22 protein-coding genes and 1 riboswitch are annotated in these 26,506 nt (G+C 58.7%); of the genes, 4 read left to right on the top strand and 18 right to left on the bottom strand.

The window, feature by feature from the left end; all coding sequences use genetic code 11:
- Positions 1 to 20: 20 nt before the first annotated feature.
- Complete coding sequence (locus OIM11_00090) at positions 21 to 800, bottom strand: ATP-binding cassette domain-containing protein (GenBank protein ID HJI99549.1); 780 nt, start codon at positions 798 to 800, stop codon at positions 21 to 23.
- Between the two features lie 13 nt (positions 801 to 813).
- Positions 814 to 2,637: a translational GTPase TypA gene (gene typA / locus OIM11_00095; protein HJI99550.1), complete on the bottom strand. Its 1,824-nt coding sequence runs from the start codon at positions 2,635 to 2,637 to the stop codon at positions 814 to 816.
- A gap of 117 nt (positions 2,638 to 2,754) precedes the next feature.
- Between typA and OIM11_00100 the strand changes: the two genes are divergently transcribed.
- Positions 2,755 to 2,901, top strand: a complete 147-nt coding sequence (locus OIM11_00100) for a hypothetical protein (GenBank protein ID HJI99551.1) — start codon at positions 2,755 to 2,757, stop codon at positions 2,899 to 2,901.
- 13 nt (positions 2,902 to 2,914) lie between these two features.
- Here the strand turns inward: OIM11_00100 and OIM11_00105 are convergent, their stop codons facing one another.
- From OIM11_00105 to OIM11_00120, 4 genes are all read right to left on the bottom strand, one after another.
- The gene (locus tag OIM11_00105; protein HJI99552.1) at positions 2,915 to 3,316 is read right to left on the bottom strand and encodes a hypothetical protein; all 402 of its coding nucleotides are present in this window, start codon (positions 3,314 to 3,316) and stop codon (positions 2,915 to 2,917) included.
- Positions 3,317 to 3,459: 143 nt separating this feature from the next.
- Complete coding sequence (locus OIM11_00110; protein HJI99553.1) at positions 3,460 to 4,296, bottom strand: energy-coupling factor transporter ATPase; 837 nt, start codon at positions 4,294 to 4,296, stop codon at positions 3,460 to 3,462.
- Positions 4,272 to 5,123, bottom strand: coding sequence for an energy-coupling factor transporter ATPase (locus tag OIM11_00115; protein HJI99554.1), 852 nt, complete (start codon positions 5,121 to 5,123; stop codon positions 4,272 to 4,274). Before OIM11_00115 ends, OIM11_00110 begins: the two co-directional genes overlap by 25 nt.
- A 3-nt stretch (positions 5,124 to 5,126) precedes the next feature.
- Entirely contained in the window at positions 5,127 to 5,708 is a 582-nt protein-coding gene (locus OIM11_00120; GenBank protein ID HJI99555.1) for an ECF transporter S component, read from the bottom strand.
- A gap of 12 nt (positions 5,709 to 5,720) precedes the next feature.
- Positions 5,721 to 5,862, bottom strand: a riboswitch (FMN riboswitch).
- Positions 5,863 to 5,930: 68 nt separating this feature from the next.
- Here OIM11_00120 and OIM11_00125 point away from each other — a divergent pair.
- Positions 5,931 to 7,217: an aminotransferase class I/II-fold pyridoxal phosphate-dependent enzyme gene (locus OIM11_00125; protein HJI99556.1), complete on the top strand. Its 1,287-nt coding sequence runs from the start codon at positions 5,931 to 5,933 to the stop codon at positions 7,215 to 7,217.
- Positions 7,218 to 7,312: 95 nt separating this feature from the next.
- Here OIM11_00125 and OIM11_00130 read toward each other — a convergent pair whose 3' ends face one another.
- From OIM11_00130 to OIM11_00140, 3 genes are all read right to left on the bottom strand, one after another.
- The gene (locus OIM11_00130) at positions 7,313 to 7,663 is read right to left on the bottom strand and encodes a rhodanese-like domain-containing protein (protein HJI99557.1); all 351 of its coding nucleotides are present in this window, start codon (positions 7,661 to 7,663) and stop codon (positions 7,313 to 7,315) included.
- A gap of 232 nt (positions 7,664 to 7,895) precedes the next feature.
- Positions 7,896 to 8,315 (bottom strand): hypothetical protein, encoded by a 420-nt coding sequence (locus OIM11_00135; protein ID HJI99558.1) that lies wholly within the window; start codon positions 8,313 to 8,315, stop codon positions 7,896 to 7,898.
- 3 nt (positions 8,316 to 8,318) lie between these two features.
- A complete protein-coding gene (locus OIM11_00140; GenBank protein HJI99559.1) occupies positions 8,319 to 10,742 on the bottom strand; it encodes a molybdopterin-dependent oxidoreductase in 2,424 nt (807 codons plus the stop codon).
- Between the two features lie 177 nt (positions 10,743 to 10,919).
- On the opposite strand from OIM11_00140, the gene OIM11_00145 reads away from it, so the two are divergent.
- Positions 10,920 to 11,855, top strand: a complete 936-nt coding sequence (locus OIM11_00145; GenBank protein HJI99560.1) for a MarR family transcriptional regulator — start codon at positions 10,920 to 10,922, stop codon at positions 11,853 to 11,855.
- Here the strand turns inward: OIM11_00145 and OIM11_00150 are convergent.
- From OIM11_00150 to OIM11_00165, 4 genes are all read right to left on the bottom strand, one after another.
- Positions 11,821 to 13,092 carry a type II toxin-antitoxin system HipA family toxin gene (locus OIM11_00150; protein HJI99561.1) on the bottom strand — a complete coding sequence of 424 codons (1,272 nt, stop codon included), beginning with the start codon at positions 13,090 to 13,092 and terminating at the stop codon, positions 11,821 to 11,823. The genes OIM11_00145 and OIM11_00150 overlap by 35 nt on opposite strands.
- A gap of 1 nt (position 13,093) precedes the next feature.
- Positions 13,094 to 13,393: a helix-turn-helix domain-containing protein gene (locus tag OIM11_00155; protein HJI99562.1), complete on the bottom strand. Its 300-nt coding sequence runs from the start codon at positions 13,391 to 13,393 to the stop codon at positions 13,094 to 13,096.
- Between the two features lie 184 nt (positions 13,394 to 13,577).
- Positions 13,578 to 15,524 (bottom strand): NAD(P)/FAD-dependent oxidoreductase, encoded by a 1,947-nt coding sequence (locus OIM11_00160; protein HJI99563.1) that lies wholly within the window; start codon positions 15,522 to 15,524, stop codon positions 13,578 to 13,580.
- Positions 15,525 to 15,792: 268 nt separating this feature from the next.
- Entirely contained in the window at positions 15,793 to 16,821 is a 1,029-nt protein-coding gene (locus OIM11_00165) for a VanZ family protein (GenBank protein ID HJI99564.1), read from the bottom strand.
- A gap of 361 nt (positions 16,822 to 17,182) precedes the next feature.
- Here OIM11_00165 and OIM11_00170 point away from each other — a divergent pair, with 361 nt between their 5' ends.
- Entirely contained in the window at positions 17,183 to 18,448 is a 1,266-nt protein-coding gene (locus tag OIM11_00170) for a hypothetical protein (protein HJI99565.1), read from the top strand.
- Positions 18,449 to 18,660: 212 nt separating this feature from the next.
- Here OIM11_00170 and yddG read toward each other — a convergent pair whose 3' ends face one another.
- The 5 genes from yddG to OIM11_00195 form a co-directional block, all read right to left on the bottom strand.
- Positions 18,661 to 19,590 carry an aromatic amino acid DMT transporter YddG gene (gene yddG / locus OIM11_00175; GenBank protein HJI99566.1) on the bottom strand — a complete coding sequence of 310 codons (930 nt, stop codon included), beginning with the start codon at positions 19,588 to 19,590 and terminating at the stop codon, positions 18,661 to 18,663.
- A 70-nt stretch (positions 19,591 to 19,660) separates the two neighbouring features.
- Positions 19,661 to 20,719, bottom strand: coding sequence for a carboxypeptidase regulatory-like domain-containing protein (locus OIM11_00180; protein ID HJI99567.1), 1,059 nt, complete (start codon positions 20,717 to 20,719; stop codon positions 19,661 to 19,663).
- A gap of 2 nt (positions 20,720 to 20,721) precedes the next feature.
- Complete coding sequence (locus tag OIM11_00185) at positions 20,722 to 23,331, bottom strand: molybdopterin-dependent oxidoreductase (GenBank protein HJI99568.1); 2,610 nt, start codon at positions 23,329 to 23,331, stop codon at positions 20,722 to 20,724.
- Between the two features lie 256 nt (positions 23,332 to 23,587).
- Positions 23,588 to 23,947: a hypothetical protein gene (locus OIM11_00190; GenBank protein HJI99569.1), complete on the bottom strand. Its 360-nt coding sequence runs from the start codon at positions 23,945 to 23,947 to the stop codon at positions 23,588 to 23,590.
- On the bottom strand, positions 23,948 to 26,428 hold the full coding sequence (locus OIM11_00195; GenBank protein HJI99570.1) for a molybdopterin-dependent oxidoreductase: 2,481 nt from the start codon (positions 26,426 to 26,428) through the stop codon (positions 23,948 to 23,950).
- Between the last annotated feature and the right edge of the window lie 78 nt (positions 26,429 to 26,506).

Below are 26,506 nucleotides of genomic sequence, written 5' to 3' on the forward strand. Positions count from 1 at the left end.
CCGTCTGCAACTCCAAAAGACTACTGCAGGTGATAGCGCCCATCCATCTCGACGAGCGTGATGGGTACGCCAAAGAGGTGGCGCAGCTTCTGCGTCGTGAGGACCTCTTCCTTGGGACCATCGGCAACGATGTGCGCATCCTGTAGCATGACCACACGCTCGAACTCCGGCATGATGTCGCCGACGTTATGCGTGATGACGAGAACCGTGTGACCGGCCTTGGCCAGTGCAGACAGCGACTGGCGCATGTTCCAGGCACCCTCGGGATCGAGGCCGAGCGTCGGCTCGTCGAAGATGAGCAGCGCGGGGCCGTTGATGAGGGCACGGGCGATGAGCGCGCGGCGCGCCTGGCCCGTGGAAAGCGTGAGCATGTCGCGCTCGGACAGCGACGGGATGCCAATCTCGCGGATGGCCTTGCGCGCCTGCTCGACCTGCTCGTCGGAGGCACCGATGTGGAAGGGCACGCCGACGCTTCCGAAAAAGCCGCCGAGCACGATGTCGAACACCGTGCGGTGCACCATCATGCGCTCCTGCACATCGGTGGACACGAGGCCCACGGTCTCGATGAGGGTCTCCTCGGAGGGATCGGGCTGGCCCATGAAGAGCACCGGCGGCGTCTCGCGCCAAACCGGCTCGATTTCCTTGGTGAGCAGTTTGACCAGCGTCGACTTGCCCGAGCCATTGGGTCCGAGCACGACGATGTGTTCGCCTTGGTTGATGACGAAGTCATCGACGTCGAGGATTACACGGCCGTCCATCTTTACTTTTGCGTCATGAAGACGAAGCAGTTCCTGGGTCATGGTGGCTCCTTAGCTATTTGCCCAATGCACGGGCGCGTTCCTTCTTTCTTCCAATCTTATCGAGCGTGCGCTTGCGCAAGCGAATCGATTTGGGAGTGATCTCGACGAGCTCGTCATCGGCAATGTATTCGAGTGCCTCCTCGAGCGTGAACTTGACCGGAGGCGTGAGCATGATGGCCTTGTCGGCGCTCGACGCACGCTGATTGCCGAGCTGCTTGGTCTTCGACACGTTCACATCCATGTCGCCTTCCTTGGCGTTTTCGCCCACGATCATGCCCTCGTAGCACTCGTCGCCGGGCTCGACGTAGAGCGTGCCACGCTGCTGCAGCGTGTCGAGCGCGTAGGCGACGGCCTTGTCGGAATGCATGGCAACCATGGCGCCGTTCTTGCGCATGCCGAGCTCACCACGCATGGGGCCATACTCCGAGAAACGGTGGCTGAAGATGGCCTCGCCGTGACTCGCGTTGAGTATCTTGGTGCGCAGGCCCATGATGCCGCGCGTCGGGATCTTGAAGGAGAGGACCGTCTGGTCCTGGTGCGTGGTCATGTTGGTCATCTCGCCGCCGGCCGTGCCAAAGAGCTCGATGATCTTGCCCGAGTACTCCTCGGGCGTCTCGACCGACGCGTCCTCGATGGGCTCCATCTTAACGCCGTCAATGGTCTTGTAAAGCACGCGGGGGCGCCCGACCTGGAACTCATAGCCCTCGCGGCGCATGGTCTCCATGAGCACGGAAAGGTGCAGGATGCCACGACCAGCGACTTCGATGCCGCTTTTGTCCTCGAGTTCCTCGATGCGCATCGAGATGTTGGCCTCGCCCTCGCGCATGAGGCGCTCCTTGAGCTGACGGCCACCGACGATATCGCCTTCCTTGCCCACAAGCGGGCTCGAGGATGCCTCGAAGATGACCGAAAGCGTTGGCTCCTCGACCTCGATGGGCTCCATCTCGACGGGGTTCTCGATGTCGGTCACCACGTCGCCCACGTCCGCGTCCTCGACGCCGACGATGGCGATGATGTCACCGGCTTCGGCGCTCTGCGCTTCCTCGCGGCCCAGGGCCTCGAAGGTGTAGAGGTGCTTGATGGTGGTCTCGTAGCGAGTAGTGCCGTTGTTCTTGATGACAAGCACCTGCTGACCAGCTTCGATGGAGCCGGAGAACAGGCGACCCGTGCCGATACGACCCACGTACTCGGAATGGTCGACCGTGCAAATCTGCATGGCGACGGGGCCGTCCGGGTCGACATCGGGCGCGGGAATATGCTCGAGGATGGTATCGAGCAGCGGCAGCATATCCATGTTGCCGTCGTCCGGATCGAGGCGCGCATAGCCGTTCATCGCGCTCGCGTAGACAGTCGTGAAGTCGAGTTGCTCATCGCTTGCGCCCAGCTCGAGCATGAGCTCGAAGACCTCGTCGAGGACTTCGTCGGGGCGCGCACCCGGGCGGTCGATCTTGTTGATGACGACGATGGGCACCAGATTGAGGCTGAGGGCATGCTTGAGAACGAAACGCGTCTGCGGCATGGGGCCCTCGAAGGCATCGACCAGCAACAAGACGCCGTCGGCCATCTTGAGCACGCGCTCGACCTCGCCACCGAAGTCGGCATGGCCCGGCGTGTCGATGACATTGATCTTCACGTCCTTGTAGCGGATGGAGACGTTCTTGGAGAGAATCGTGATGCCGCGCTCGCGCTCCTGATCGTTGGAGTCCAAGACGCGCTCCTCGACTTGCTGGTTCTCGCGGAAGACACCGGCAGTTTGCAGAAGGCGATCGACGAGTGTGGTCTTGCCGTGATCGACGTGCGCGATGATGGCGATGTTGCGGATATGTTCTTGAAGCATGTGCGTTATCCCGTTGTCAGCTGTATTTCGTACAGCCTTGCAGGATACCACGCTTGATGCGCTCGCGCAGCATTTCATTGCGGGAATGGAGGGACGGGACGACGGGCGACGGGAAGCTTGCTCTCGCACCCGACCCGCGTCTCGCGCGATGCCGCTGCGGAACTCGCGCGCACAGATCGCGCGCTCAGACAGTCCTCGCAAGACCGCATCGCGCTCACCGTGGGTCTGCTCGAGATGCTTCCCGTCGTCCGTCGTCCCGTCTAGCGCTCGTAAACCGCTATCCGAAGAGAAGCTCTTCCTCGCCTGCAGGCATGGGATCGCTTACCTCGATGCGACCATCCTCGTCACGTCGGTACAGCATGAAGCCGCTCCATGCGCAATCCATGCCGCGCTCGGCAAACTCGAAGAGCAGGGCCGGCTGCCCCGAATCGGTCTCGTCCTCCTGAACGAAGCCCTGGGTGAGCAACGCATAGCGCGTGCAGTCCTTGCCATAGGATCGCACCTGCTCGCGAGCGGCACGATAGCAGCCATCGGGCGTGTCATCCTCGAAGGTCAATAGTTCGTCATCGCAATCCACCGCAAGCATGACGGGAACATCGTCATGCACGTCGAGCATGTCAATCGCTGTCTGGATGAGTGCAATCGAAAGCTGATCGAGCTCAGGCGAAATCTGCGGCATGGTTATGTACCTCTCTATACGGTAGGCGTGACAGTGGGGACGGGGCTTCTGTCACGTCTGTGTGTCAGGGGGTCAGACCCCTTGGCACATGTCGCGAATCCAGCGTGTGCCAAGGGGTCTGACCCCCTGACACACGCCCACTGTCACGCATGCAACGTAATCAGCGCCTCGACAAGCTGTTGCTCATCGAGAATGGGCTCGGGCAATACGAGCCCGCGTTGTGCCAATTCTAGGGCAAACTTCGTGGCGCGGGGCACATCAAGGTTGATGCGACGCAACTCGGCAGCGTTTTGCGCCGTGAACAGCTCGTCGGGTGTTCCCTGCATGTGCAGCACGCCATGATCGAGCACGACGATGCGCGAACAGAGCTCGGCGACGTCATCCATCGAATGCGAAACAAGCACAATGGTGAGGCCCTGATCGTTGAGGTCACGCAGGTAATTGCGAATCTCGTCCACCGTCGCCGGATCCATGCCGGCAGCAGGCTCATCGAGCACGAGCACGCTCGGCTCCATCGCGAGTATGCCGGCAAGCGCCACGCGACGCTGCTGACCGCCCGAGAGATCGAAGGGGCTTCGTTGCGCGATAGCGTCGTAATCCAACCCCACATGATCGAGGGCCTCTCGCACACGCCGATTAACCTCGTCATCAGATAATCCCAAGTTGCGAGGACCAAAGGCGACGTCTTCGGCAACCGTATTGGCAAAAAGTTGCGTCTCGGGGTATTGGAAAGCCAAGCCAACCTTCGTGCGCACCTCGCGACGCAGCTTGCGCTCGCGCGTATCGAGCCCATCCACGAGCACGCAGCCGGCTGTGGGAACGAGCAGGGCGTTCATGAGCTGCACGAGCGTTGACTTACCCGAGCCAGTGTGACCAATAACGCCCAGAAATTCGCCATCCTCCACGACGAGGTCGATGTTCTGGAGGGCGTCATGCTCGTCATCGTAGAAGAAGCTCACCTGTTCGAAAGCAATTGACACAGCTCCTCCTCCAGCTTCTCCTCGGAAAGCCCCATCCCGACCTCGACACCTCGCACGCGCAGGTCCTCCGCGAGTTGAATCGAGAACGGCAGCTCGAGGCGCAACGCACGCAGCGCCGTGGCATCGGTAAAGACCTCATCAGGCGTGCCCTCGAGCGCGATGCGTCCGCGATCGAGCACGACGACGCGGTCGGCGCCAAGCGCGTCTTCCATGAAGTGCGTGATGAGCACGACGGTCATTCCGTCGGCATTGAGCTCGTGGGCCACGCGCGTGATGCCGCGCCTGCCGCGTGCATCGAGCATGGCGCCCGGCTCGTCGAGTATGAGGATTCGCGGCCGCATGGCCAGAACGCCCGCGATGGCGATACGCTGCTTTTGGCCGCCGGACAAACTTTCGATTCCGTCAAGCGCATGATCTTGCATGGCAACGGTCGCAAGCGCCTCTTCGACGCGCGCGCGAATCTCGTCGGGAGCGAGGCCAAGGTTTTCCGGGCCGAAGGCGACGTCGTCGCGCACGACGGAGGCGACTGCCTGATTGTCGGGATTCTGGAACACCATGCCCGCGCTCTCCCGGATGGCAAAGACGCTGTGCTCATCGCGCGTATCGAGGCCGCCTACCGCGACACATCCGCTCGTGGGCGTAAGCAGCGCGTTGATGTGCTTGGCCAGCGTCGACTTGCCCGAGCCATTGGCGCCGAGAACGGCGACGAATTGTCCGGCCTCGATATCCAGGCAGATGTCATCGAGCACGCAGGGTGCATCTGCCTTGTACGTAAACGATACGTGATCGAACGAAATCTTGCCTGGATTGTCGAGGCCGTCACCCATGCACTAGTCCTTGGACATGAGGTTCTCGACCGGCTTGTAGAGCACGAAGGCGAGCACGTCGTTGATGACGATCTTGAGCGCGTTGAAGGGAAGCAGGATGGGAATGATCATGGCTGCGACCGTTGCTACGTTCGTCCCCGTGTATATGGGCGTGATGAGCAGATTGCCCACGATGGCGCCGGCCAGCGAGAGGACAGAGCCTACGACGATGCCGATGAGCAGCGTCGTACGCGTCCCCTTGGTGCGATAGATGAGCGCCATGGGCACGATCCAGCATGCCACGGCGATGATGGTCATGAGCGAGCCCCAAGGATCACCCATGATGAGGCCATGGATGGCAGCCGAGGCAATGCCCACGAGCAAGCCAGCACCCACACCAAGGCCGCAGGCGGCAAAGCCCGCGATGACGGCCGACGGGTCGTACTTCAGAAACGGTGCCGCGGGAAAGATGGGCGCCTCGATGAAGGACAGGATGAGCGAAAGCGCCGTGAAGAGCGCAAGCAGGACGAGCTTGCGCGTGCTCCATGCGGCCTTGCGTGATTGCTGCGGGGTGACGCTCCCGCCTGCGTGAGAGATTTCGGACATAGTAATCCGCTCCTTTCTGCTCTCTCATCCGGACTATGACCGTCGGCTCCAGAGTCTCACTGGATCGGCCCTTCCGAAGAAGGGTTTGCGGGCTGCGCGGCGCCTCTGGCCGCTTACCGCCGGTGGGGAATTCCGCCCCGCCTTGAACAGATGCGTCGTTCATTATAGCCATTGCGTCTATAATGGGCGCCGACATTTTCACCACGGGGGAAAGAAGCGGGCATGACCGAGTACAAGGACCTGAGCACAGACGAGATGCGCACGCTCTACGACGCGCTTGAGAAGCAATACGAGAAGTATTGCGCCTTGAATCTCGAGCTCAACATGGCCCGTGGCAAGCCGAGTCCCGAACAGCTCGAGCTCAGCATGCCGATGCTCGACTGCGTTAACTCGACAAGCGACTGCCACGCCGCCGACGGCACCGACTGCCGTAATTATGGCGTACTTGCCGGCCTGCCCGAAGCACGTACGTTCATCGCCAGCATGCTCGATGTTGCGCCCGAGCAAGTCATCGTGTGCGGCGCCTCGAGTCTCAACGTCATGTTCGACACCATCGCACGCGCCTGGATTTCCGGCCTAGGCGGACAGCTGCCCTGGAGCAAGCTCGATAGCGTCAAGTTCATCTGCCCTGTTCCTGGCTATGATCGTCACTTCGCCATCTGCGAGCACTTCGGCATCGAGATGATTCCCGTCGAGCTGGGCGAGGATGGCCCGGACGTCGCCAAGGTCGCGCGCCTCGTGGCAGACCCGGCGGTCAAGGGCATCTGGTGCGTCCCGCAATACTCGAATCCCTGTGGCTACACCTACTCGGACGAAGTCGTGCGCGGGCTGACCGCACTTGAGCCGGCTGCCAGTGACTTCAGGATCTTCTGGGACAATGCCTACGCCGTGCACCATCTCTATGATGAGCCCACGCAGCAGGATCACGTGCTCAACATCATCGATGCTTGCGCCGATGCGGGCAATCCCGACATGGTCTTCGAGTTCTGCTCGACCTCGAAGGTGACGCTTCCCGGAGCGGGTATCTCGGCTTTTGTTTCCAGCGTTGCCAACGTAAATGAAATGCTCGCGGCGATGGGAGCGCAGACCATCGGGTTCGACAAGCTCAACCAGCTGCGCCACGTGCGCTTTTTGGAAGATGCCGAGGGCGTTGCCGCGCACATGAGCAAGCACGCGGAACTGCTGCGTCCGCGTTTCGAGAAGGTGCTCGAGATCTTCGACGAGGACTTGGGTGGTACGGGCATTGGAAGCTGGACCCACCCGCGCGGTGGCTACTTCATCAGCTTCACCGGTCTTGACGGTACAGCCAAGGCGACCGTGGCCAAGGCCAAGGAAGCGGGCGTCGCACTGACGGGCGCTGGCGCAACCTGGCCGTATGGGAATGATCCGCACGACTCCAACATCCGCATCGCTCCGAGCTTCCCGAGCATCGAGGAGCTCGAGCAGGCAGCGCGCATCTTCACCGTTTGCGCGCGCATGACCGCCCTCGAAAAGCTGATGGGGGAATAGAAGGCAACTCGAATAGTGGGACAAATGGACAGGTCATTTGTCCCACTATCCACAGGGGCCTGTTGCTAATGAGACAGTTGCTCAGAGCGGTTGTCTCATTTCTCAACGGGGCGTGAGGGGTCGGAAATCCAGTCGATCCAGCTACCCTCGTAGCACTTCTGGCAGGTATTGCCGGCATTCTCGAGCAGGTCACAGGCTTCGCGTGCAAGGCCGCCATTATAGCAATAGACGATGAAGCCCTTGGTGGGGTCAATTCCCGCGTCGAGAACCTCGCGCAGGAAGAACTCGGTCGTGTCCTCCGGGGCTTCCTTGGCCTCCATAAGCGGGGCCGAAACCGCACCGGGAATGCGGCTTTCCAGGTACATGTCCTTGGGACGCACGTCCAGAATAGGCATCTTGCCAAGATGCTCGAGCACGTAGGCGGCATCAACGATTTCGTATTTCATGGGAACCTCCTTTTATAGTCGGTAGCGATGATTTCATTTTAGCAGCAGAACGCGAGCGAAACGTCAGCGTGACAAAACGCGCCGGGGACGTTTTGTCTGGTTTCGAGACGTCTGTCACATAGCCAGACAAAAATGCCCCGGCGAGCTTTGTCTGGTCGCAAACGAAAGCGGCCCCCGGATTTCTCCGAGGGCCGCCCGATAAGACAAAAGTGCTCCGGCGCGTTTTGTCTCATTATTGGCGGGTGCTCGCGTACTCGATGCAGGAGCGCGTCGTCGTGCCGGCGCTATCGAGCTCCCAGAACCGCGCACCGCGGGCCTCGAGTCGCGCCCGGGCCTGCGAGTAGGCGGAGTCCGGGTCGTCAGCGTCGCCGAAGGCCAGCGCAAGCGTCGGGCAATCCATCACGCAGAACTGCGGCTCCCCCTCCTTCATGCGCTCGGCGCAGAAGGTGCAGCTCGGCTTATAGATCGGCTGCCACCACATGTGCAAGTCGGGGTAGACACCCTCGGGACGGTCGATGCCGGCGCCTGAGCCGTGGGTCTCGACCTCGACGCGATACTCGTCATCTTCCAGGTGGTTGCCGACCTTGCAGCCCATCGCGCAGGTCCAGCAGCCTATGCAACGGTCGATATCGACCAACATCTTGTGTGCCATGACTTAAGCCTCCTTCACGATGGATTCCTGCGGATTGGGCGTTATCTCGCCCTCGAACTTGCGGATATCGCACCACGAATCCCAGTAGCAGTCGGTCGAGCCCGTGAGCGAACTCATTGCCTCGACGTAGGGGTTGGGATGGTGTCCCGCGGCAAGCCAATCCGCGAACCACTTGTCCTCGAGCGGGCCCTGCGAATCCTGGCCAGCGCACTGGTGCGTGATCTCGGCGTAGGTGCCCTCCTCGAACTGACGACGACGCCAGCCAAACCACACGTGCACGGTGCCATCCGGAACGCTCTCGTCGAGCACCAGACGCGTGATGACATGCCCACGCTCGTTGAAGACCTCGACCATGTCACCTTCGGCCAGCCCCAAGCGCTGGGCCTGCACCGGATTGAGCCTCGTGGCGGGCGTCTCTCCGGAAAGCTTCACGGTGATGGGATCGTCGGTGAAGCTCGATTGCATGAAGAAACGCTGGCGACCGGTGAAGAGCTGGTATGGATACTCGCTCGACTTGCCGATCTTGTTCGGCTCGAGCACCTTGGTCGTTGCCATGCCGAGTTCGGCGAGCTTCTCGGAGTAGATGATCTCCATGCGTCCGGTCTCGTTATCGAGCACCTCGGCGGGATTGAGGTACGGCGTGTACTTGGGCTCGGGCGGAGCGGCAGCGCGAATCATCTTCTCGGCCTTGAGACGCTCGTAGGTGACGGGCGGCTGGATGCCGGCGATGAGCGGGTACTGCGTCTGCAGGCGAATGTCGATGTATTCGGGAATGCCCATCGTGAAGTAATCGCCCAGACCGACGCGCTTGGCGAGCTCGCTGAACACCCAGACGGGCTCATGGCCGTCGACCTGCGGCTCGATGGCCGGCTCCTGCAGAATGACGTGGTTGTAGCATGCTCCCGTGATGAGATCCTCGCGCTCGAAGGACATGAGGTCGGGCAGCACGTAGTCGGCGATTTCGCCGGTGTCGGTGAGCCATACGTCATAGTCGACGACAAGCTCCATGTCCTTCACGACGTCGAGCCATCGCTGACGATCGGGCTGCTGGTGCACGGGATTGCCGCTGCATACGATGAGCGCCTTGTAGGGGCTGTCATCGGCCTCGGCCGCCGCAAACCATTGCGCCATGCGCACGGGCACCGACTTCACGCCGGCAACGCCATCGGGGCAGCTGATGGGGATGTCGTTGAAGACGAGCGGCCAGCTCTGGAGCTGCAGCGCCTCGAAGACGCCGCTACCCGGCTTGCCCAGACGGCCCGTCAGGGCGCCGAGCAGCAGGAACTGTCGATAGGTCTCGTTGGAGTTGCGGTAGCGCAGGCCATAGCCCGACAGGATGAAGGCGTTTTCCGCCTCGACCCAGTCACGTGCAAGACGCTCGGCGTCCTCGGCACTGATACCGCACTTCTCGGCGGCGAGCTCGAAGGTGTACTCCGCCGCGGCGTCCTTGAGCTTCTGCAGTGCCGTGGTGTAGCGCTTGCCGTCAATCTCGTAGCTACCGAAGAGCTGGACGTCGGCCCCCTCGGGATAATCTCCGCGCTTGGGCGCAACACCGACGGCGGCGTCACTCGCCGCATCCCAGACAAGGTAGCAGCCATCATCGGGATCGCGGGCGAGCAGCCCCGTCTCGTCATCGACGAGGTAGGCGGCGATTGAGCGTGCGAGCAGGTACTCGCTTGCCTGCAGGTCGTTTTGCAGGATGTAGTTCACCATGGCCATGGCCAGATAGCCATCGGACGCCGGCTTCATGGCAACGAACTCGTCGGCAAAGCCTGCCGTGCCGTCGAAGATGAGGCCAAGGTCGACGATGCGCGCACCGGCCTCGCGGGCACGTACGAGGTTCTGGGCGCAGCGCATCTGGTTCTCGATGGGATTGCAACCCCAAACGTAGATGAGATCCGTGCCGACCATGATGCGTGGGTCGATCACGGTGCGGGGAAACTCGCTGCCCGCGTTATAGAACTCGGCGTAGAAGGGACCGTTATCCAAACCGATCGAGCCGAGCGGAACGGTGACGCCAAAGGTGTTCGCGAAACGGAACGGCATCAGGTTCTCGAAGCTGTACTGGGCGGGGACGCCTGCGCCGAGGTTCCAGAGAACGACCTTATCAGGGCCATACTCGTCGCGAATCTTGCAGAGCTTCTCGCCAATTTCGTCGAGGGCTTGGTCCCAGCTTATCTCCTCCCACTTGCCCTCGCCGCGCTCGCCCACGCGCTTGAGCGGTTTTCTGAGACGTTTGGGATCATAGGGTTGACGACCCGCAAGGCAGCCCTTCTGGCAAATGTGCCCATCGGGCTCTTCCGGCTGAGAGTAGACGATGCGCTCCATGCGCTCGATCTTGCCATCTTTCACGATGGTCTTGAGCGCACAGTAGTCATGGTCACCCCAACCGGGACAAGCAGTGTAGACGAACGATTCTTCCGACATGCGAAACTCCTCTCGCTCTCTCTTTGCTGGCTGCGACATGCGACGCATCCGCGATGACCAGTCACGACTAGATTACGCCCATCCACCCTTATGTAAAGCATTTTTCATTAACAATATATGCATTCAATAATATTGTGATTGAATAACTTTTCGCAAAGTCGCATCTGTGAGGTTTTCATGATCGCAACGGAACTTGACCAGGAGCGCCGTAAGCTCGAGGACGTCAATCATCCACAGCATGTCGCCGCAGTCGAGGGCCTGTCGGACTACCTCACCATCATGAATCTGCTGTACAAATCCATCAGTCGCATCCTGGAGGGCGACTGCTCCCTTACGACCCTGCAGTACCGCATGCTCTTGCGCCTGCTATCGGCTCCGCGACAGACCATGCGCAGTACCGACCTTGCCGCCAACCTGCGCGTCGGCGTGAGCACAGTTTCGGCTGCAGTCCCCCATCTCGTGGACGAAGGGCTCGTTACGAGGGCGGAAGACCCCGATGACATGCGCGTGGTGTCACTCGCCCTCACCGCCAAGGGAGCATCGTCCATCGAACGGGCAGACTACCATGTTGGGCAGTTCTTGCAGAACTACTGGAAAAACCTCACGCCCGAGCAGCTCGAGGCCGCCTTTGCCAGCTCGACGAACGCGGTAACCATCCATGATGCGCAGCGCATCGAGAACGGCAAGTTCCGCCTGGACACGGCATTCTTCGACACCATCATGATTTCGCGCACGCTCACGGCGCAACGTCTGCGCGAGCTCGGCCTCAAGACATCCGAACTTCGCGTATTGCTCGCGCTCTACCTGCTCGGCCCCAACGTGACCGCATCTCGCGTCGCCGACTACCTTTTCCTGAAGAGCAGCGACATCACGGCACCCATGAAGACCCTGGAATCCCAGGGACTCATCTCCAAGGAACGCAGCGTGGAAAACCGCCGGACCAAATTGCTACAGTTGACGCAAAAGGGGCGTGACCGAACGGAAGAGCTGCTTCTTCCCACGCACGACGCGCTTCTCGAGACGTGCCACAGCGACGAAGAGGCTGTGCGCATACACCTGAGCGCCGCGCAAGGCATCGTCACGCGCGAGCGCAGCATGAGGCTTTTCGGGTGAAGGCCTCTTGCAGATCATGAGCTCTGTGCTCGAAGACAGGCTGGAACATCTCCAGTTCGCGCTTGGGGCATCCGTTTTTTTTCGCCACGACACGCCATTGACCAACCGTCTGTAAAACGTTTTCGACAACTGCGGATGCCTCATCAGGAGATACTCCACAATACGCAGCAAGATCACGCACCCCTGTAGCGTCCCTTCCCTCCTTCTCGCCCGCTATAGAAGTCACGCGTCGGGCATCCATATAGGGATTGGGATTCACGTCGAAAAGCGGAGATAACTGCCAGCTTCTATCGCGCCTCAGAAATCCCCAATTTCGCATATGGTCGTCCGTGTTGTTTATGGCCACCGAGAAAACTACGCGCTTGAACAGCTCTCGCAGTTCCTGCGAAGCCGTCTTGGCAAGAAGTGCAATGGATTCAGCCAGCTCGGCATAATCACGCGTCTCGCCATCCGCGCTCTCCAGAATCGTCATGCCGCTCATGTAAGGGATACGAAGCCCAGTTATGCGCGAGCCCTCGCGATCGAAGCGATCGAGAAGCAGGACGCTCTCATCGCCCACGCGGATTAGCTGACAAGCCGGCGTGGGGATTCCCGCCATCCCCGCAAGATCAAGAGCAGTCTTCTCCCACGCCATCACGTTCCATTCATCCTCGGGATGAGAAAACTTTGCCAGGAGAAGACGTTCGCCGTCGCATACCGACGCCTTTGGACGAGCGCCGCCAAGCGATCCCGACCCCGCCGCCAACAACGCCTTGATCTCGTCACGCCCTGCATCGTCTCGAGCCACGTCATAGCTCGCGTGGAGAAGAGCCGGCAACTGGACAATGGGCGGGATGGGAGACGAAGCGGCAAGGAAGCTCCCACCCGGCTCGCAGAAGCGCAACGCACCTTCGCGCGTCCGGTCGAACACCCCTATAAGAAAGTCAACGTCATCGAGCTGGTGCAGGGGCAGATCATTTTGCAGCGCCTCTTCTCGCGCCTCGCGCTTGATGAGCGTGCGGCCCCAGCGATCGGGAGAGCAGTCGCGAAACGCACCGGGGATTCCCGAGCAGTGCTGGGAGCCTGCCATAAGCGGAAGATCCGGGTCGATCACATAGGAACCCCGCCCATTCGCCAGCCACGCCTCGTCGTAGGCGAACGTGGTCGAAATGGCACCGCGGCGCAATGAGAACCTTGCGGTACCGACAAGCCGGTCATCCCCTGAAGAAGCATCGTAGACTTCGAGCACGGGAATCATGCTATCGCCTCACCCTCTGGGGAAGCTCTTCCTCAGCCCTGAGACGACCGTAATCAGTCTCGAAGGGATCGAAGGCATCGATAACGCGATCCATGATGCCGAGCATGGTGGCCACGTTAAGCACGGTCTCGAAGGACACGGAAGGGTCGCCCTTCTCCAACCGCGAGATGGTGGCCCGGCTTGCGTTTGCCTTGTCGGCAAGCTGCTGCATGGTCAGCCCGCGTAGCTTGCGCCACGTCGTCACCGACTCGCCAATGTCCTTGGCAGCCAGCTTTGTCTTCATGGGGGTCGGGCGTTTCATAGATGTCCTTAATGTCTCATAATTAAGATATTACAATAATTAATGTAATGAATATACGACATTATAACATGCAAGCAACGTCAAAACAGAGCGGCCGGAGGGATTTCTCCACTCCAGCGCTTCGCGCCTCCGGTCGAAATGACAATTGAGGGCCGCTTGTGCCCGGTCGAAATGACAAAAGCAGCTACACGTCCAGCGCGGCGTGGTAGGCCTCGTAGATCGCAAGCGTGATGTTGGCCGGCCGCTGGGCGTCGCCGATGACGCGCACGAACGGCGCACCATCGCGTAGCTCGTCGACAACCGCGCTGCGCGAGCGCTGGCCGATGGCGGCGATGACCGACTGGCACGGCACCACTCTCTCCTCGCCATCGATGGTGACCGTCACGCCGTCGGCGTCCACGCACTTCGCGGCAGCACCCGTCAGCACGTCGATGTCCTCGCCCTCCAGCTCCGCCAGCAAGATGGGGCGGTGGCGGATGTTGGCGTCGGGCGCCAGCTCGGGACGCATCTCGATGAGATGCACCTTGCGGCCCGTGCGCGCCAGCTGCAGCGCGCACTCGCAACCGGTGAGGCCACCGCCGATGACGGCAACCTCCGGTCCCGGTTCGGCGCCGTCCAGGTAGAGCTCGTCGATGGAGATCACGCGAGCGTCCTCAGCCACGGGGAAAGGCAGCTTGATGGGCTCGGAACCCACGGCGATGATGAGCGCATCGGGCTCGAGTTCTTCGCACAGCGCAGTGGTCACGGGCGTCTCGAGCCGAATGTCGACGCCGGCCTCGCGGCACAGATGCGCATAGGTGCGTCCCAGCTCGTACATGTCGTACTTGAAGGGGAGCGCCGCCTCGGTGCGCAGGATGCCACCGAGCTCGTCGCTCGCCTCGCAGAGCGTCACGTCATGGCCGCGTAGCGCCGCGGTGTGGGCCGCCTTCATGCCGGCGATGCCGCCGCCAGCCACGAGCACGCGCTTGGGCTGAGCAGCAAGCGTCACGGTCAGCCCCTCGAACTCGCGGCCGATAAGCGGGTTCACGGCGCAGCGGCGCGTTTGGGTCACAGGGCGCTCGGCCATGCAGACGAAGCAACGCAGGCACTTCACGACCTCATCGCCCCGGTTTGCCATGACCTTGTTGGGAAGCTCGGGGTCGGCCAGCAGCGCACGGGCCATAGCGACGGCATCGGCCTGACCACCGGCGACGATCTCCTCCATCTGCGCGGGGTCGGATAGGCCGCCGATGGCGATGACCGGCACGGACACGTGCTGCTTGATCTGCGCGGCCAGCGGCACGTTGCAGCCATGCTCGCGGAACATCGACGGATGGGTGATCGAGAAGCCAAACTGGTACGAGCCGGCCGACACGTGGATGAGGTCGACGAGGTCCTCGAGGCCTTCGGCGATGCGGCAGCCTTCCTCGATGTCGTAGCCGCCATCGAAGAGCTCCGAGCCGCTCATGCGCAGCTCGATGGGAAAGCCGGGACCTGTGGCCTCGCGAATCGCGGTGAGTATCTGGCGAGCGAAACGCAGACGGTTTTCGAGGGAGCCGCCGTACTCGTCGGTGCGCTTGTTGAAGTACGGCGAGAGGAACTGGTTGATAAGCCAGCCGTGCCCCGCATGGACCATGCACATCTGGAAGCCCGCACGGCGCGCCAACACGGCGGCGTTGGCGTAGGCGGCGGCGATGTCCTCGATTTGCTCGACGGAAAGCGCCCGCACGGGGAGCCCGTCAGGACGCACGCCATCGCTCGGCCCCCACTGGCACAGGTCGGCTTTCTTCTTCTTGTCAACCATATAAGTGCCCGCATACTGGCCGGAATGCGACAGCTCGATGGAGGCGATGGCACCGTGACGCTTGATGGCGTCGGCGACGTAGGCAAACGCGCCGAGCTGCCCGGGCGTGGCAAGCGAAAGGTGCAGCATCTGTGAGCCGTCGGTCTCGGGATGGACCACGAGCTCGCTCACGGTGACCGCGGCGGCACCACCCTTGGCACGGGCCTCGTAGAAGCCCTGGGTGCGCAAACCCGGCGTGCCCTCGGCCGTAATGTCGGTGGCGCCCATGGGAGCCGACACCATGCGGTTACGGAATGTTAGGTTGCCTACCTTGAGGGGTTTGCAGAGATTGGGATAATCGCGCTTCATGGGGTCCCTCCCGGGTCGTCGCGTTCTATTGGGCTGATTATCCTCCAATCGGCATGCGCTGGCTGGCAGCATGACGAGATTTCTCGACTCCGCTTCGCTCCGCTCGAAATGACAGCGGGGGCGTTTCGCTCCGCTCGAAATGACAAGTGGGGGCCGCTGCCTACTGTCATTCCGACCGAAGGGACCGTAAGGTCCCGAAGTGGAGGAATCTCGCCATTTTGCTCGAAATGAAAGTGGGAAATGACCTGTCCATTTGTCCCACTTGGCATCATTGCCCCGGTAGGTAGTCGTAGGGCATCTTGCGCGCGATAAGGTAGAAGATGACGACGACCGGGACGAGTGCGAGCGGAAACATGAGGATGGCGATGAGCGCGGCAGCGCGCACCGCGTAGAAGAGCGCCCGCTGCGATCCCATCCGCTTTTTCGTCTCGAACGACATGTGCACGAGCTTGCCGCCGACCGTGCTCCCCTCGTTGCACCAGGGCGCCACGACCTCGAAGACGGCATAGGAAAGAGCGAAGCAGGCGTACATCATGAGCGTCTCCGTCTGGGGCGCGGTAAGCCCCGCTATCGTGAAGGGCTCGTCGAGAAACGCCTCGCTCGCCAGGGCCAGCAGCAGCCATGGTCCTTCCGTGCACAGGGCGATAATCATCAGATCGACCCAAAGGGCCACGCAGCGGCGCACGAAGCCGGGGTCATGGGTCGTCTTCAGGAAGATGGTCTTCTCCTCGGGCAGCACGCGCCCCAGGCCATAGGCGCACCACCATCCGACGATGCCGCCAAGCGTGTTGCAGATGATGTCGTCCACCTCGAAGGTGCGGTAGGCGTACGGATAGATGCCAAAGAGGCCCGTGAGCTGCGCGGTCTCGATGAGAATCGTCGTCCCGAGCGAGATGAGCACGGTCATGCCAAAGCCCAGGCGCAGGAAGCGCTTCGCGATGAATCCCAACGGCACGAACAGCACGATGTTGAATAACAGCTGCAGGACCGCCTTGATACCGTCCTTCGCGATGTCGTGGACAAAGTTGAGTGGATCGAACTGCGGTGGGATGCCGTAGGTGATGCCCGGGCCGGCATCCCCACTTGGGAGCGGGTAGAGCGTGAAGCAACCCAGACCCGCGATGTAGAGGATGGTGAGATAGGCGGCCACGGCCGATGACAGGCGCAGCCGACCATCGCGATGGTAGAGGTACACAAGCACGGGAAGCGTGAGGGCAAACGAGAGGAACGGCCAGATGAGAAGCGCGGCCTTGAAGCTGCCGCTAAAACTGCTCAGAAACGAGCTGACTGACCCCATCCGCATCTCACCCCCATCGCGAAGTTCCTTTCCACACAAGGTAAGTTACTAGATGATGGGGTCGCGTGACCGAGAATGACAAGATTGTAAGCCGATGGAAGTGGGGACAATAGAATCCGACGAGGGCAAGGTGAGATGAGATTTCTCGACTTCGCTTCGCTCCGCTCGAAATGACAATACCTGTCATCTCGACTGGAGCGGCCGTAAGGCCGCGGAATGGAGAGATCTCCCTTTTTTGCTCGAAGCGACATAACGCATTTCTGTCTTTTTGGAAACTATACCGATAATTTGCAACCGAAACCAGATAAACGCTGTATTATGCTTGACAGTGACTTAATTAACACTTAAGGAGGCGTTTATCATGAAGACGCTTGCTTCAGGTCCCACTTCCATGCGCTATTTCAAGGTTTCCTTGATCTCGGCAATCGCGCTCCTGTGCATCGGCATTGCCTTGAGTGCGTACTGCGCCTACAGCGCCTTTGCCGAAGACTCCACCCAGTCCGTCGTGGACACGCAGGGAAACGAGCTCGAGGTCCCGACATCGACCATGCAAGACCAGACCCTGGCTAGCGACGGAGATGCAGGCCTATCCCCCGCCGACGATTGCTCCATCACGCTCAACTACTACGAGATGGTCATGTTCGATGACCCAGACGTGCCCAAAGACGAGAATGGCCTTCGCCTCATGGGAACGCGCACCCTCTCGGGCTTTCACGAAGGCCAGGAGCTGACTGCCTGGAGCTATGTCGTTGACATCCCCGGCTACTTCTTCTGGGATGGGTGGCCCAACAGGATGGTCGTGTCGCGCGATCCAAGCCAAAACGTCTACACGCTCAACTACGTGCGGCTGTGGAATTCCGAGTACACGGTCAACTACTACCTCATGACCGGCGCCGACCTGGCCGCCGATTCGTGGAGCGGTGCCCTTGCACCCCAGGACGTCGAATTCACCAAGCTCGGATCGGAGACTTTCACGAACCAGCGCTTCGACAAGCTCATCGTGGGCGATGCCTACGAGTACAAGCTTGACGGAACCTATGTAATCGACACATATCCGGCCCAGATTCGCCTGGGCACGGACCCTGACAACAACGTGATCAACGTGCTCTACACGCCTTCGTCAACGACGCTGCCCGACGGCATCGAGATTCCCGATGGCATCTTCGACTACAACGACCAGATCACCACGTTGCCGGACGCCGTGGAAGTTCCCGATGGGGACGTCAACTATGACGACCAGATCACCACGTTGCCAGATGCCGTGGAGATTCCCGACCAGATCTTTGACCATGACGATCTCATCACGACCCTGCCCGACGACATCATCGTGGAGGACTTCGTCGGAGACGGAACCGATGCCCCTGGCAACGGCGAGGCCGTTGACGACACGGTCGAAATCACGGACGAGATGCTCGAAAACCCCGTGAACAAGAAAGACGCCGAAGAAACTATCAACGCCTACACGACCGGCACGGAGAAGACCATGACGCTCGTCAAGACCGGTGACAGGACGATTGCCGTCGTGGGTACGCTGGCGGGTATCGCGTTTCTCGCAGCCGTCGTGTTCGCCGCGCTTGCCTGGCGTGGCCGCAAACGCGTGACGGAAGCAGGCGGCGATTCGAAGTAGCAGACACGGGAATGAGACAGTTGCTCAGGGACGCTGTCTCATTTGTCCCAGTCCTGCCCCATTCTCCGAAAACCGTTCACGAATTCGACGGGGCAATGCTGCCGTGAGCACAGTCGCTACCACCGATGGTGCTCCCGCTGTCCAGGCCACGACCCAGGGCATGGTCGTCACCAGACGCCTGGTCGGCGTCACCTCACAATTTTTCTTTCCGCCTAATCACGAATTCGCTCATCGCTTTCTCTTCGTTCAACCACCCGCCTTGCAAAAAAGCCGAGCAATGATCCAACTGAAACTAGAATGACACCTATCCAAAGAAAGATGTCAGGAGCGACATTAAGAACGAGAGCACTCGCCACGCAGGATAATATCGGCGCCGAATACGAGATTATGGAAAGAATGCCCACATCGCCGTGATTGATCGCGAAATTCCACAAGGCGTACCCCACTGCGACCGAGAGAGTTGCGCCAATTAGAGGAGCCGCTGCCGAGACAACATCGGCACCACCGATAGATGGCCAATCGCCGCTCATGGCAACTGCAATCCATAGAACAAGGGAGACCACGACGAAAAAGAAGGCCGTGGCATTTGTCCCTTTCGACATCCGAGGCGTGAAATTCGTGTAGAACGCCCATATGGCCGATGCTGCCAAGGCGAGCATATACGAAGCTGGAATGCCAGCCTGCGATTGCGACTGCTCGCCCGCAGCGAGCAGATCGGGGCCGCCAACTGCCAGCGCAGTGCCTATTGCAACAAGCAAGATGCTCGGCAGCATGAGCGACGTCGCGAATCCACGACCTTTCTTGCGGTTGAGCGCCCACAGCAGCGCAGTCAAGGTGGGCCATAGATAGTTTAGGATGCTCACCTCTATGACCTGCACGTGATTTTGTGCGAGTGCAATGGCCAAAGCGAGGCAAATCTCGTATGCAGCAAACATCAGGCCGCCGACAAGCAGGTACCTCTTTGGAATATCGCAAAAGGGACTCGGCCGATTGACGACAAACAAAAGAATCGCGCCAAGTGTATAGATCAGCGCGATGCCACCCAAATGCCCAAAGTTTTCCGTTGTCGACCGGAGAAATGCTGTCATCACGCTCCAGGCGATGATGGCAAAGGTTCCCGCGAGAATGGCTTTCCTATTCAAAACTTCACCTCAGAAAATGAAGGGCGCGCTTTTTGAAACGCGCCCTTCGTACAACAAGGTTGATATACTGCTATCTGGTGAGCTCCGCGGCTTTCTCCTCTACAGCAGCGGTCAAATCAGCCTTGCAAAACTGACACCTGGGAGATTCGACGTCCAACGCGGTATTTACCTTCTTGCCGCATGTCGGACAAATCACCGCAATGCTTCTTGAGCCGACAACACCCTTTTGCTTAAGCGCCTCAATTGATGCATCCCACTTGCGTTGAGCAATCGCACGCTCTTCTTGCGCACGAATCCTATTCGAGGGCCGATTGCTAGGATTTCCAACAAAATTCATGGCGATATCCCCGACAAACCGATCTTTCTCAGACAGGTCGATGCCAACATGCGCAGTGTCATATCCCGCTGACTCAACGATGATTTCGTAGTTGCCCGGATCGACCTGCTCGAACTTGAAGTCGCCAAAATCATCGGTGCGCATTTCTTGTACTACGGCTTCGCCCTGCTTGAGCGTGACCTTACCGTCTATGATTACTTCGTCTGCCTCGGGGTCATAGACAAGGCCCGCAACAAAACGTTTGGGGTAATTCAGATAGTAGACTTTGGGGCCTGTCCCTGCCAGCTCGGGAAGCGTGACAGCATTTGCCAAATCAACTTCTTCTTCGTCGATATAGCGGAGAGCCTCCGTAGGGCAAGCGTCACCACAGCGCGGCACTTCCCAGCCATCGTCAAGCAGATGAGCACAACCCGTGCATTTTTGGGGCAGCGAAAGCTCCTCATTCCAAAAAATTGCACCTACCGGACACGCATCCACAAGGTTCGAGTTCCCCCGCGCCTTTTCAGGATCGATGATGACGAGCCCATCCTCGCGCTTGTAAACTGCATCCGGTGCAGCCTTTTCGCAAGCCGGGTTCTCGCAGTGATTGCAGAGATGCGGCAAATACGAAACTCGGACAACGGGTACCTGTCCTCGCTCCTTCTCGTTCACCTTCATCCAGAATTGGCCCGTCAATGGCTGTGCCTCCGCATAGGGCAGCCACGCTTGCCCGCAGTGCTCGTCTTTGCAGGCGACCTGGCAATTATGGCACCCGTTGCATTTATCTACATCGATAACAAACACTTTGCTCATGCTTATTCACTCTCCTGAATATATGCTGCGGGCACATGACCAGTAGCGGAGTCGTAGGTACGCGAGAACTCTTCTGGATACTGACGGGCAAGCTCAAATACATCCACCTTCTCGATTCCTACCAAGAAGCTGTTCGTCACCTCACCCGCACAGTTTTCCGATGTGGTGCCTGGTGTGCAGATGAGATTGTTTGCGCCACCGCGATCAAGGCCCTTGCTACCAGCTCGTATAGCATCGACACGGGCGCCATGGTCCTGGTAAAGGACACCGGGGCGAATACGCTCGGTAACATGCGCAGCGCCAAGTACCTCACCACGCTCGTTGAAAAGCTTCACCACATCGTGATGCTTGATGCCGAGCCGCTCCGCATCGACAGGATTAATCCACACGGGTTCATATAAATAACCGTCCGGACCCTTGATCTTGCAGGTTCCAATCTCGCGCAGCCACGGAACGTCATCCAAATTCGCGTGCACGCGCCAGCGAGGATGGTTTGACATAAGCGGGAAGGGGTAAAGCTTCGCTCGATCAGAAGTAATCCGTTCGTGATGAGTCGGGGTCTCCTCAATCCATTTGGGATACGGCCCCCTAACATTGTCGTCGGGGAAACTGCCTGCCAGAACCGTGGAGTAGTACTCTAGCTTGCCTGTCGGCGTGTCAAGTGGCGCGCTCTCGGGGTCAAGATAGAACGCAATGAGACCAGCCGGCTCATCTTCCCATCCTTCGGTAATGGGCGAACACCAGAAGCGCTGCTCCTTGAGTTGGTCGTAGGTAATCCTATCCGCAACGCCGCTTTGCTCGAATCCAAAGCGCAAAAAATCATCGCAATCCATTCCATTCGAATAACGTTCCAGGAGCCCTTCGTACTGCCCTCCATACTTCTCAAGCTTGGCAGCCACGGCACACACTGCGTCATACTCCGACTTGGCCTCACCGATAACGTCGACGGCCTGCTCTTCAATGTAGATCATCGCTGTCTGACCGTTGTAATTATCAGTGGTTAAATCGGGGCATTCCATCATCGTAGCCGTAGGCAAAATAATGTCGGCAAAGAGCGTGTCATTCTCCATCCAAGGATGCTGCACGATGACGCACTCGACCTCGGGACTACGAAGCGCCTCTTCAAATTCGAATCCGCCATTCCAGCAAGTTGACCAGCACGGAGCATCTGACCAAATCATTTTGACGCCATCGTTGCCCGGCAGCGGAAACTGAAACCTGCGTAGCTGATCTTCCTTGGGGTATCCGGCCGCCGTATGGCCATACCACTCAACGGGAGGATTCATGATGGCCTCGGGAAGCTTAGTCTTTACGATGAAAGACGGTCCCATGTCCATGTCAAATCCGTGGTACACCGCCTCCGCACTCGGGTACACCTCACTTCGTGGAACAGGACTCTTGGTGGGTAAATTAAACAGTGTCCATTCCATGAATTGGAACTGATTTGCTCCCGGCTTGCCAAGCGCCTGCATGCCCAGAAGCGCAACTTCAAGACGCGCGGGCTCATGCGAGAAACACGAGCGGATATAGCCGCCGCCATTGCAATGGCCGATTGACACATTTGATTTTGCCCAATACCGAGCAAGTGCCTTGATCGTATATGATTTCACTCCGCATTTCTGCTCTGCCCATTGAGGCGTCTTTGGCGTCTTGTCATCGAGGTAACCGAGTACATATTGCTCAAACCAGTCGAATCCGTCAGCATGAGTGGCAATATAGTCCTTATCGTAGAGGTCCTCCGTCAGCCAAACATAGGCTATGGCCAGCTGAAGCGCCGCATCGGTATTGGGAATAACAGGAATCCACTTGTCCGCGTGTACGGCACCCGTGTAGTTCACATCAGGAGAAATGAAGATCGACTTAACGCCAATCTCATTGAACCAATAGCACATTCGCGAGGGAAGCTGGCCGCCCCATCCCCATGGCGTCGTCTCGGGATCGGCACCCCAGAAGAGAACCGCGTCTCCATGTTGGGTGATATCACGGAAAACGCCATTTTGGTAGACATTCTGACCGACCGGGTCCATTCCCCAAATCCACTTGGCTCCCCAATACCAACCTTCCCAGCTGTCGGCATTGCGCGCCTGAATGGTGCAGCCACCGACCAGATTGAGCAGGGAAATCTGGCATCCGTGTGAGCCACCGTAGTTTTTGGCTTCTCCATGTCCCTCACCCTGGCAGTAAACCGAGTAGGGGCCATACGTGTCATGGACACGCTTGATTTCGGAAGCGATTATGTCCGTTGCCTCATCCCAGCTGATCCTGACATATTTCGATTTTCCGCGATTCTGAGTATTGCGCTTTCCGTTTGGGTCCCAATCGACGCGCTTCATGGGATAGGGAATGCGATTTGGCGAATAGGTCCTCGTTTTATAGGCGATGCTGTGAGGTGGCAGAAGCGTCTTGAATCCAGGGTCAAAGACATGGCCATCCTTTTCCAATGACCACATCCTCAATTCCTCTTTGGTGTAATTCTCGCCAAAATGAACTGGACGTATACGAACCACCCGACCATCAAGCACATCGACGTCGGCAGCATTTGCGGAAAGACCGAACCCGCAAAGGCCCAACGATTTGGTAGTCGTTCTATCAACCGTTTTCACATGAGACATATGCTCTCCCTTTCGTCAGCACTCGCCCCTATTGCTCCAACTTCTCGCAAGCGCTGCTATCAAGCAACGTATCCCGCTGCCCGGAGTATCCGGGCAGCGGGGGCAGCGATTTGCCACAGTGAGAACAAGACGAGGCATTCACATCATTCTGCGTATTGCAGAAAATGCAGAATCCACGAGAAATCGGCCTAGTTCCCGAATCCGAACCCGGTCCGCACTTTCCGCAATGGATGCAGTAGAAACACATTGCCGGGCGTCATTGCTCCTGTAGGGGCGCCCATAGGACCTGTTTGGGCTTCTTGCCCAGACTCTGTGATAATTCGTCCACAGGACCAAACTCCATGCACGCCGCGAGGCAGTTGTGGACACAAGCCGGCTTACGTTTCCTTGCGACCCTATCGGCGCAAAGATCGCAGAGGTCCGTGGGAACGGGAATCTTGTTCCAGTTATAGTCTGAACCCTGGTCTTCAGACTCGTCCTTTTGCCAGGGGCCATCATCAAAAACCCTGATTCCCCATTTGCCTATGGGCAGACCATGCTCCTCCTTACAAGCCACCTCGCAAGAGCGGCAGCCGGTGCAATACTCGTAATCGATAAGCAATCCGTAATTTGCCATTTAGACCAACTCCCCAAACTTCTCGCCAAACTTCTTCATGTCGACGTCGAAGCTCTCCCTGAGCGGGACGATATTGCAGCAACTGCACTTATACGGAGCTCCAAAGCCAAGCGCGTTGTTGTGATGCACGGGAATCATGTCATTGCAATTCGATTGCCAAACTCCAAACAGGCTCGGCTCACTGCCGTTTTGCTCAGGGAACCACCAGCCGTGGTCTGCCTCGACATATCCAACACGAACTGCGGGGGTCACCCTTGCCTTGTACTTCGCTTTGCCAAACATGTTGGATATCTCGCACCACTGGCCATCTGCGATGCCCAGTCTCTCCGCGTCCTCTGGGTTTATCTCGACCATCGGATTCGGATCGAGTTCACGGAGAATGGCGACCTGTCTATGCTCCGAGTGGAACGAGCTATAGCGCCTGTGTCCAGTGGACAATATGAACGGATACAGCTCCATGATCTCGGCATGGGGCAAATCGCGCGCGTGCCATTCCTCTTCCAGCTTCTCCCCGACTCGCGGATTCGTCTGCAGCTCCAAATCGTCCATGCCGCTGTCGGGAATTCGAGGACTCAAGTCGGGCTCGTAGTAATAGGGCAGAGGATCCATTCCGTTGGCGTTGAACGCAGATGACCAGAGTTCGATGCGACCCGTGGGAGTCAGAAATCCCGGCTGTCCGTCCATGCGCAGACGACCCGTCTCGTACTTCCTGTAGTACACGTTGCGCTTGAACTTCACGAGGTTCTTCACGTCATCGAATTCGTGACGTCCCTCGAGACGGTTCTTGTTGAGATAGTCGTGGTATTCCGTATATTTCTCGTGCGCGAAGCGCGCCTTCGGGTCATCCGGGAACATGCTCGCCATGCGCTCGGCGAGCAGGCAATAAATCTCGAGATCGCTCTTGCACTCGCCAACCGTAATGGCCTTGTTGCCTATGCCCGTGGTAATCGATGCGGCGCCGTAATGAGTTCGGTTCACGCCATCATGTTCAAGCACGGTTGTGAGCGGAAGAAACACATCACAGGTAGCTTGAATCGTCGGCGTGATGAAGCAGTCGGTACCAAACGCAAAATCAATCGATCGCTCAAAGGCCTTGTGCCAACGTGTCGGATCGGCAGAATTCGTGGGGGCGAGCAAGTTGCTATTGGCAATCCACGCGAAACGCACAGGATAAGGCTTATCGGTTTCGAGCGCATCGAGCACGCTATCCGCATGGCACCCCGTAATCTGGTTGCAGTAGAGAGGGTATTTATCCATGCCAAGGCACTCTTGGCGTTCCTCATCGGTCATCTGGTACCAACCCTCAGTAATGAATGACCTTGTATCGGTAAAGTCCGCGGCTTGACCAGCCACGGCATCTGATGTGAGGTCTTCGGGTTGTGAGAGATCTGCGACGACATTTCCACCCGGTACGTCCAGATTTCCGGTGATGCTCATGAGCGCCAGCACGCAATGGCCAGCCTGCATGCCATTCGTGTTCTGATCAAATGCAAGACCCCATGCAATGGATGCGGGCTTTGCAGTGGCATACATACGAGCGAGCTTGTAGATGTTCTCAACAGGGACCTCGCATATTTCAGCAGCTTTTTCGGGCGTCATATGCTTCACTCGCTCGGCAAATTCATCAAAACCGTATGTCCAGCGATCGACAAAATCATGATCGTAAAGGTCCTCAGAAATGATGATGTTGCACATCGCCATCGCGAGAGCTGCATCGGTACCCGGACGCACCCTCAACTGCAGCACCGATCGCGTCGAAAGCCAAGTAATGCGCGGATCAATACAGGCGAGCTTCGCACCGCGCTTCATGAGGTCAATCACGGCGTGCCCAAACATCCCGTCGGGATTTGAGGCCAGGGGCATCTTTCCCCACATGACCATAAGCTCTGGCACTTTATATTGCGGATCGTCATATCCGCCCGGAAGACCGCCCGCGTAATCCATCTCTGGATAGAGTGCACCGAGAACCATGTTCGAGGCTGTCATGCGCGGTTGGTAGCACGCATAGCCCGATTGGGTGTACGCAACGTTAGGCGTGCGGAAAATAGAGAGCTGAAAGTCTTGCGAGAGCATGCCATCGCGTCCGGTACCGACAAAAATCGCCATGGTCTTTCTACCATACTTGTCGGTCAGACGCTTCCAATTGTCCATGATGATATCCAGCGCCTCATCCCAAGAGCAGCGCTCCCAAGCATCTGCATCACCGCGCTTCTCCTTCGCGCGTTTCATGGGATGAATAACACGCGTAGGATTGTAAACGTAATCCTTGAGGGCAAGGCAACGAGGGCAAAGCCTGCCTTGCGTAATCGGATCGTTCTCGTCGCCTTCGATATGGTCAAGACGTCCGTCTTTATCGACATAAACCTTGATTCCGCAACCAACCGGGTGACAGCCGGGCGGAGACCATACCGACGAACGGATTACTGTGAAATCGCCATCTTGGTACTTCCACGGTTTGCCGAGATCGGTTTCGAATTCCATGCAGTCCTCCTTCTGACATGAGTCGAACGAAAGCTAGGCCGAGGGAAGCGCGCGCTTCCACTCTCTGTCATCAATTCT

The organism is Coriobacteriaceae bacterium (genome assembly GCA_025992705.1).
GTDB lineage: Bacteria > Actinomycetota > Coriobacteriia > Coriobacteriales > QAMH01 > QAMH01.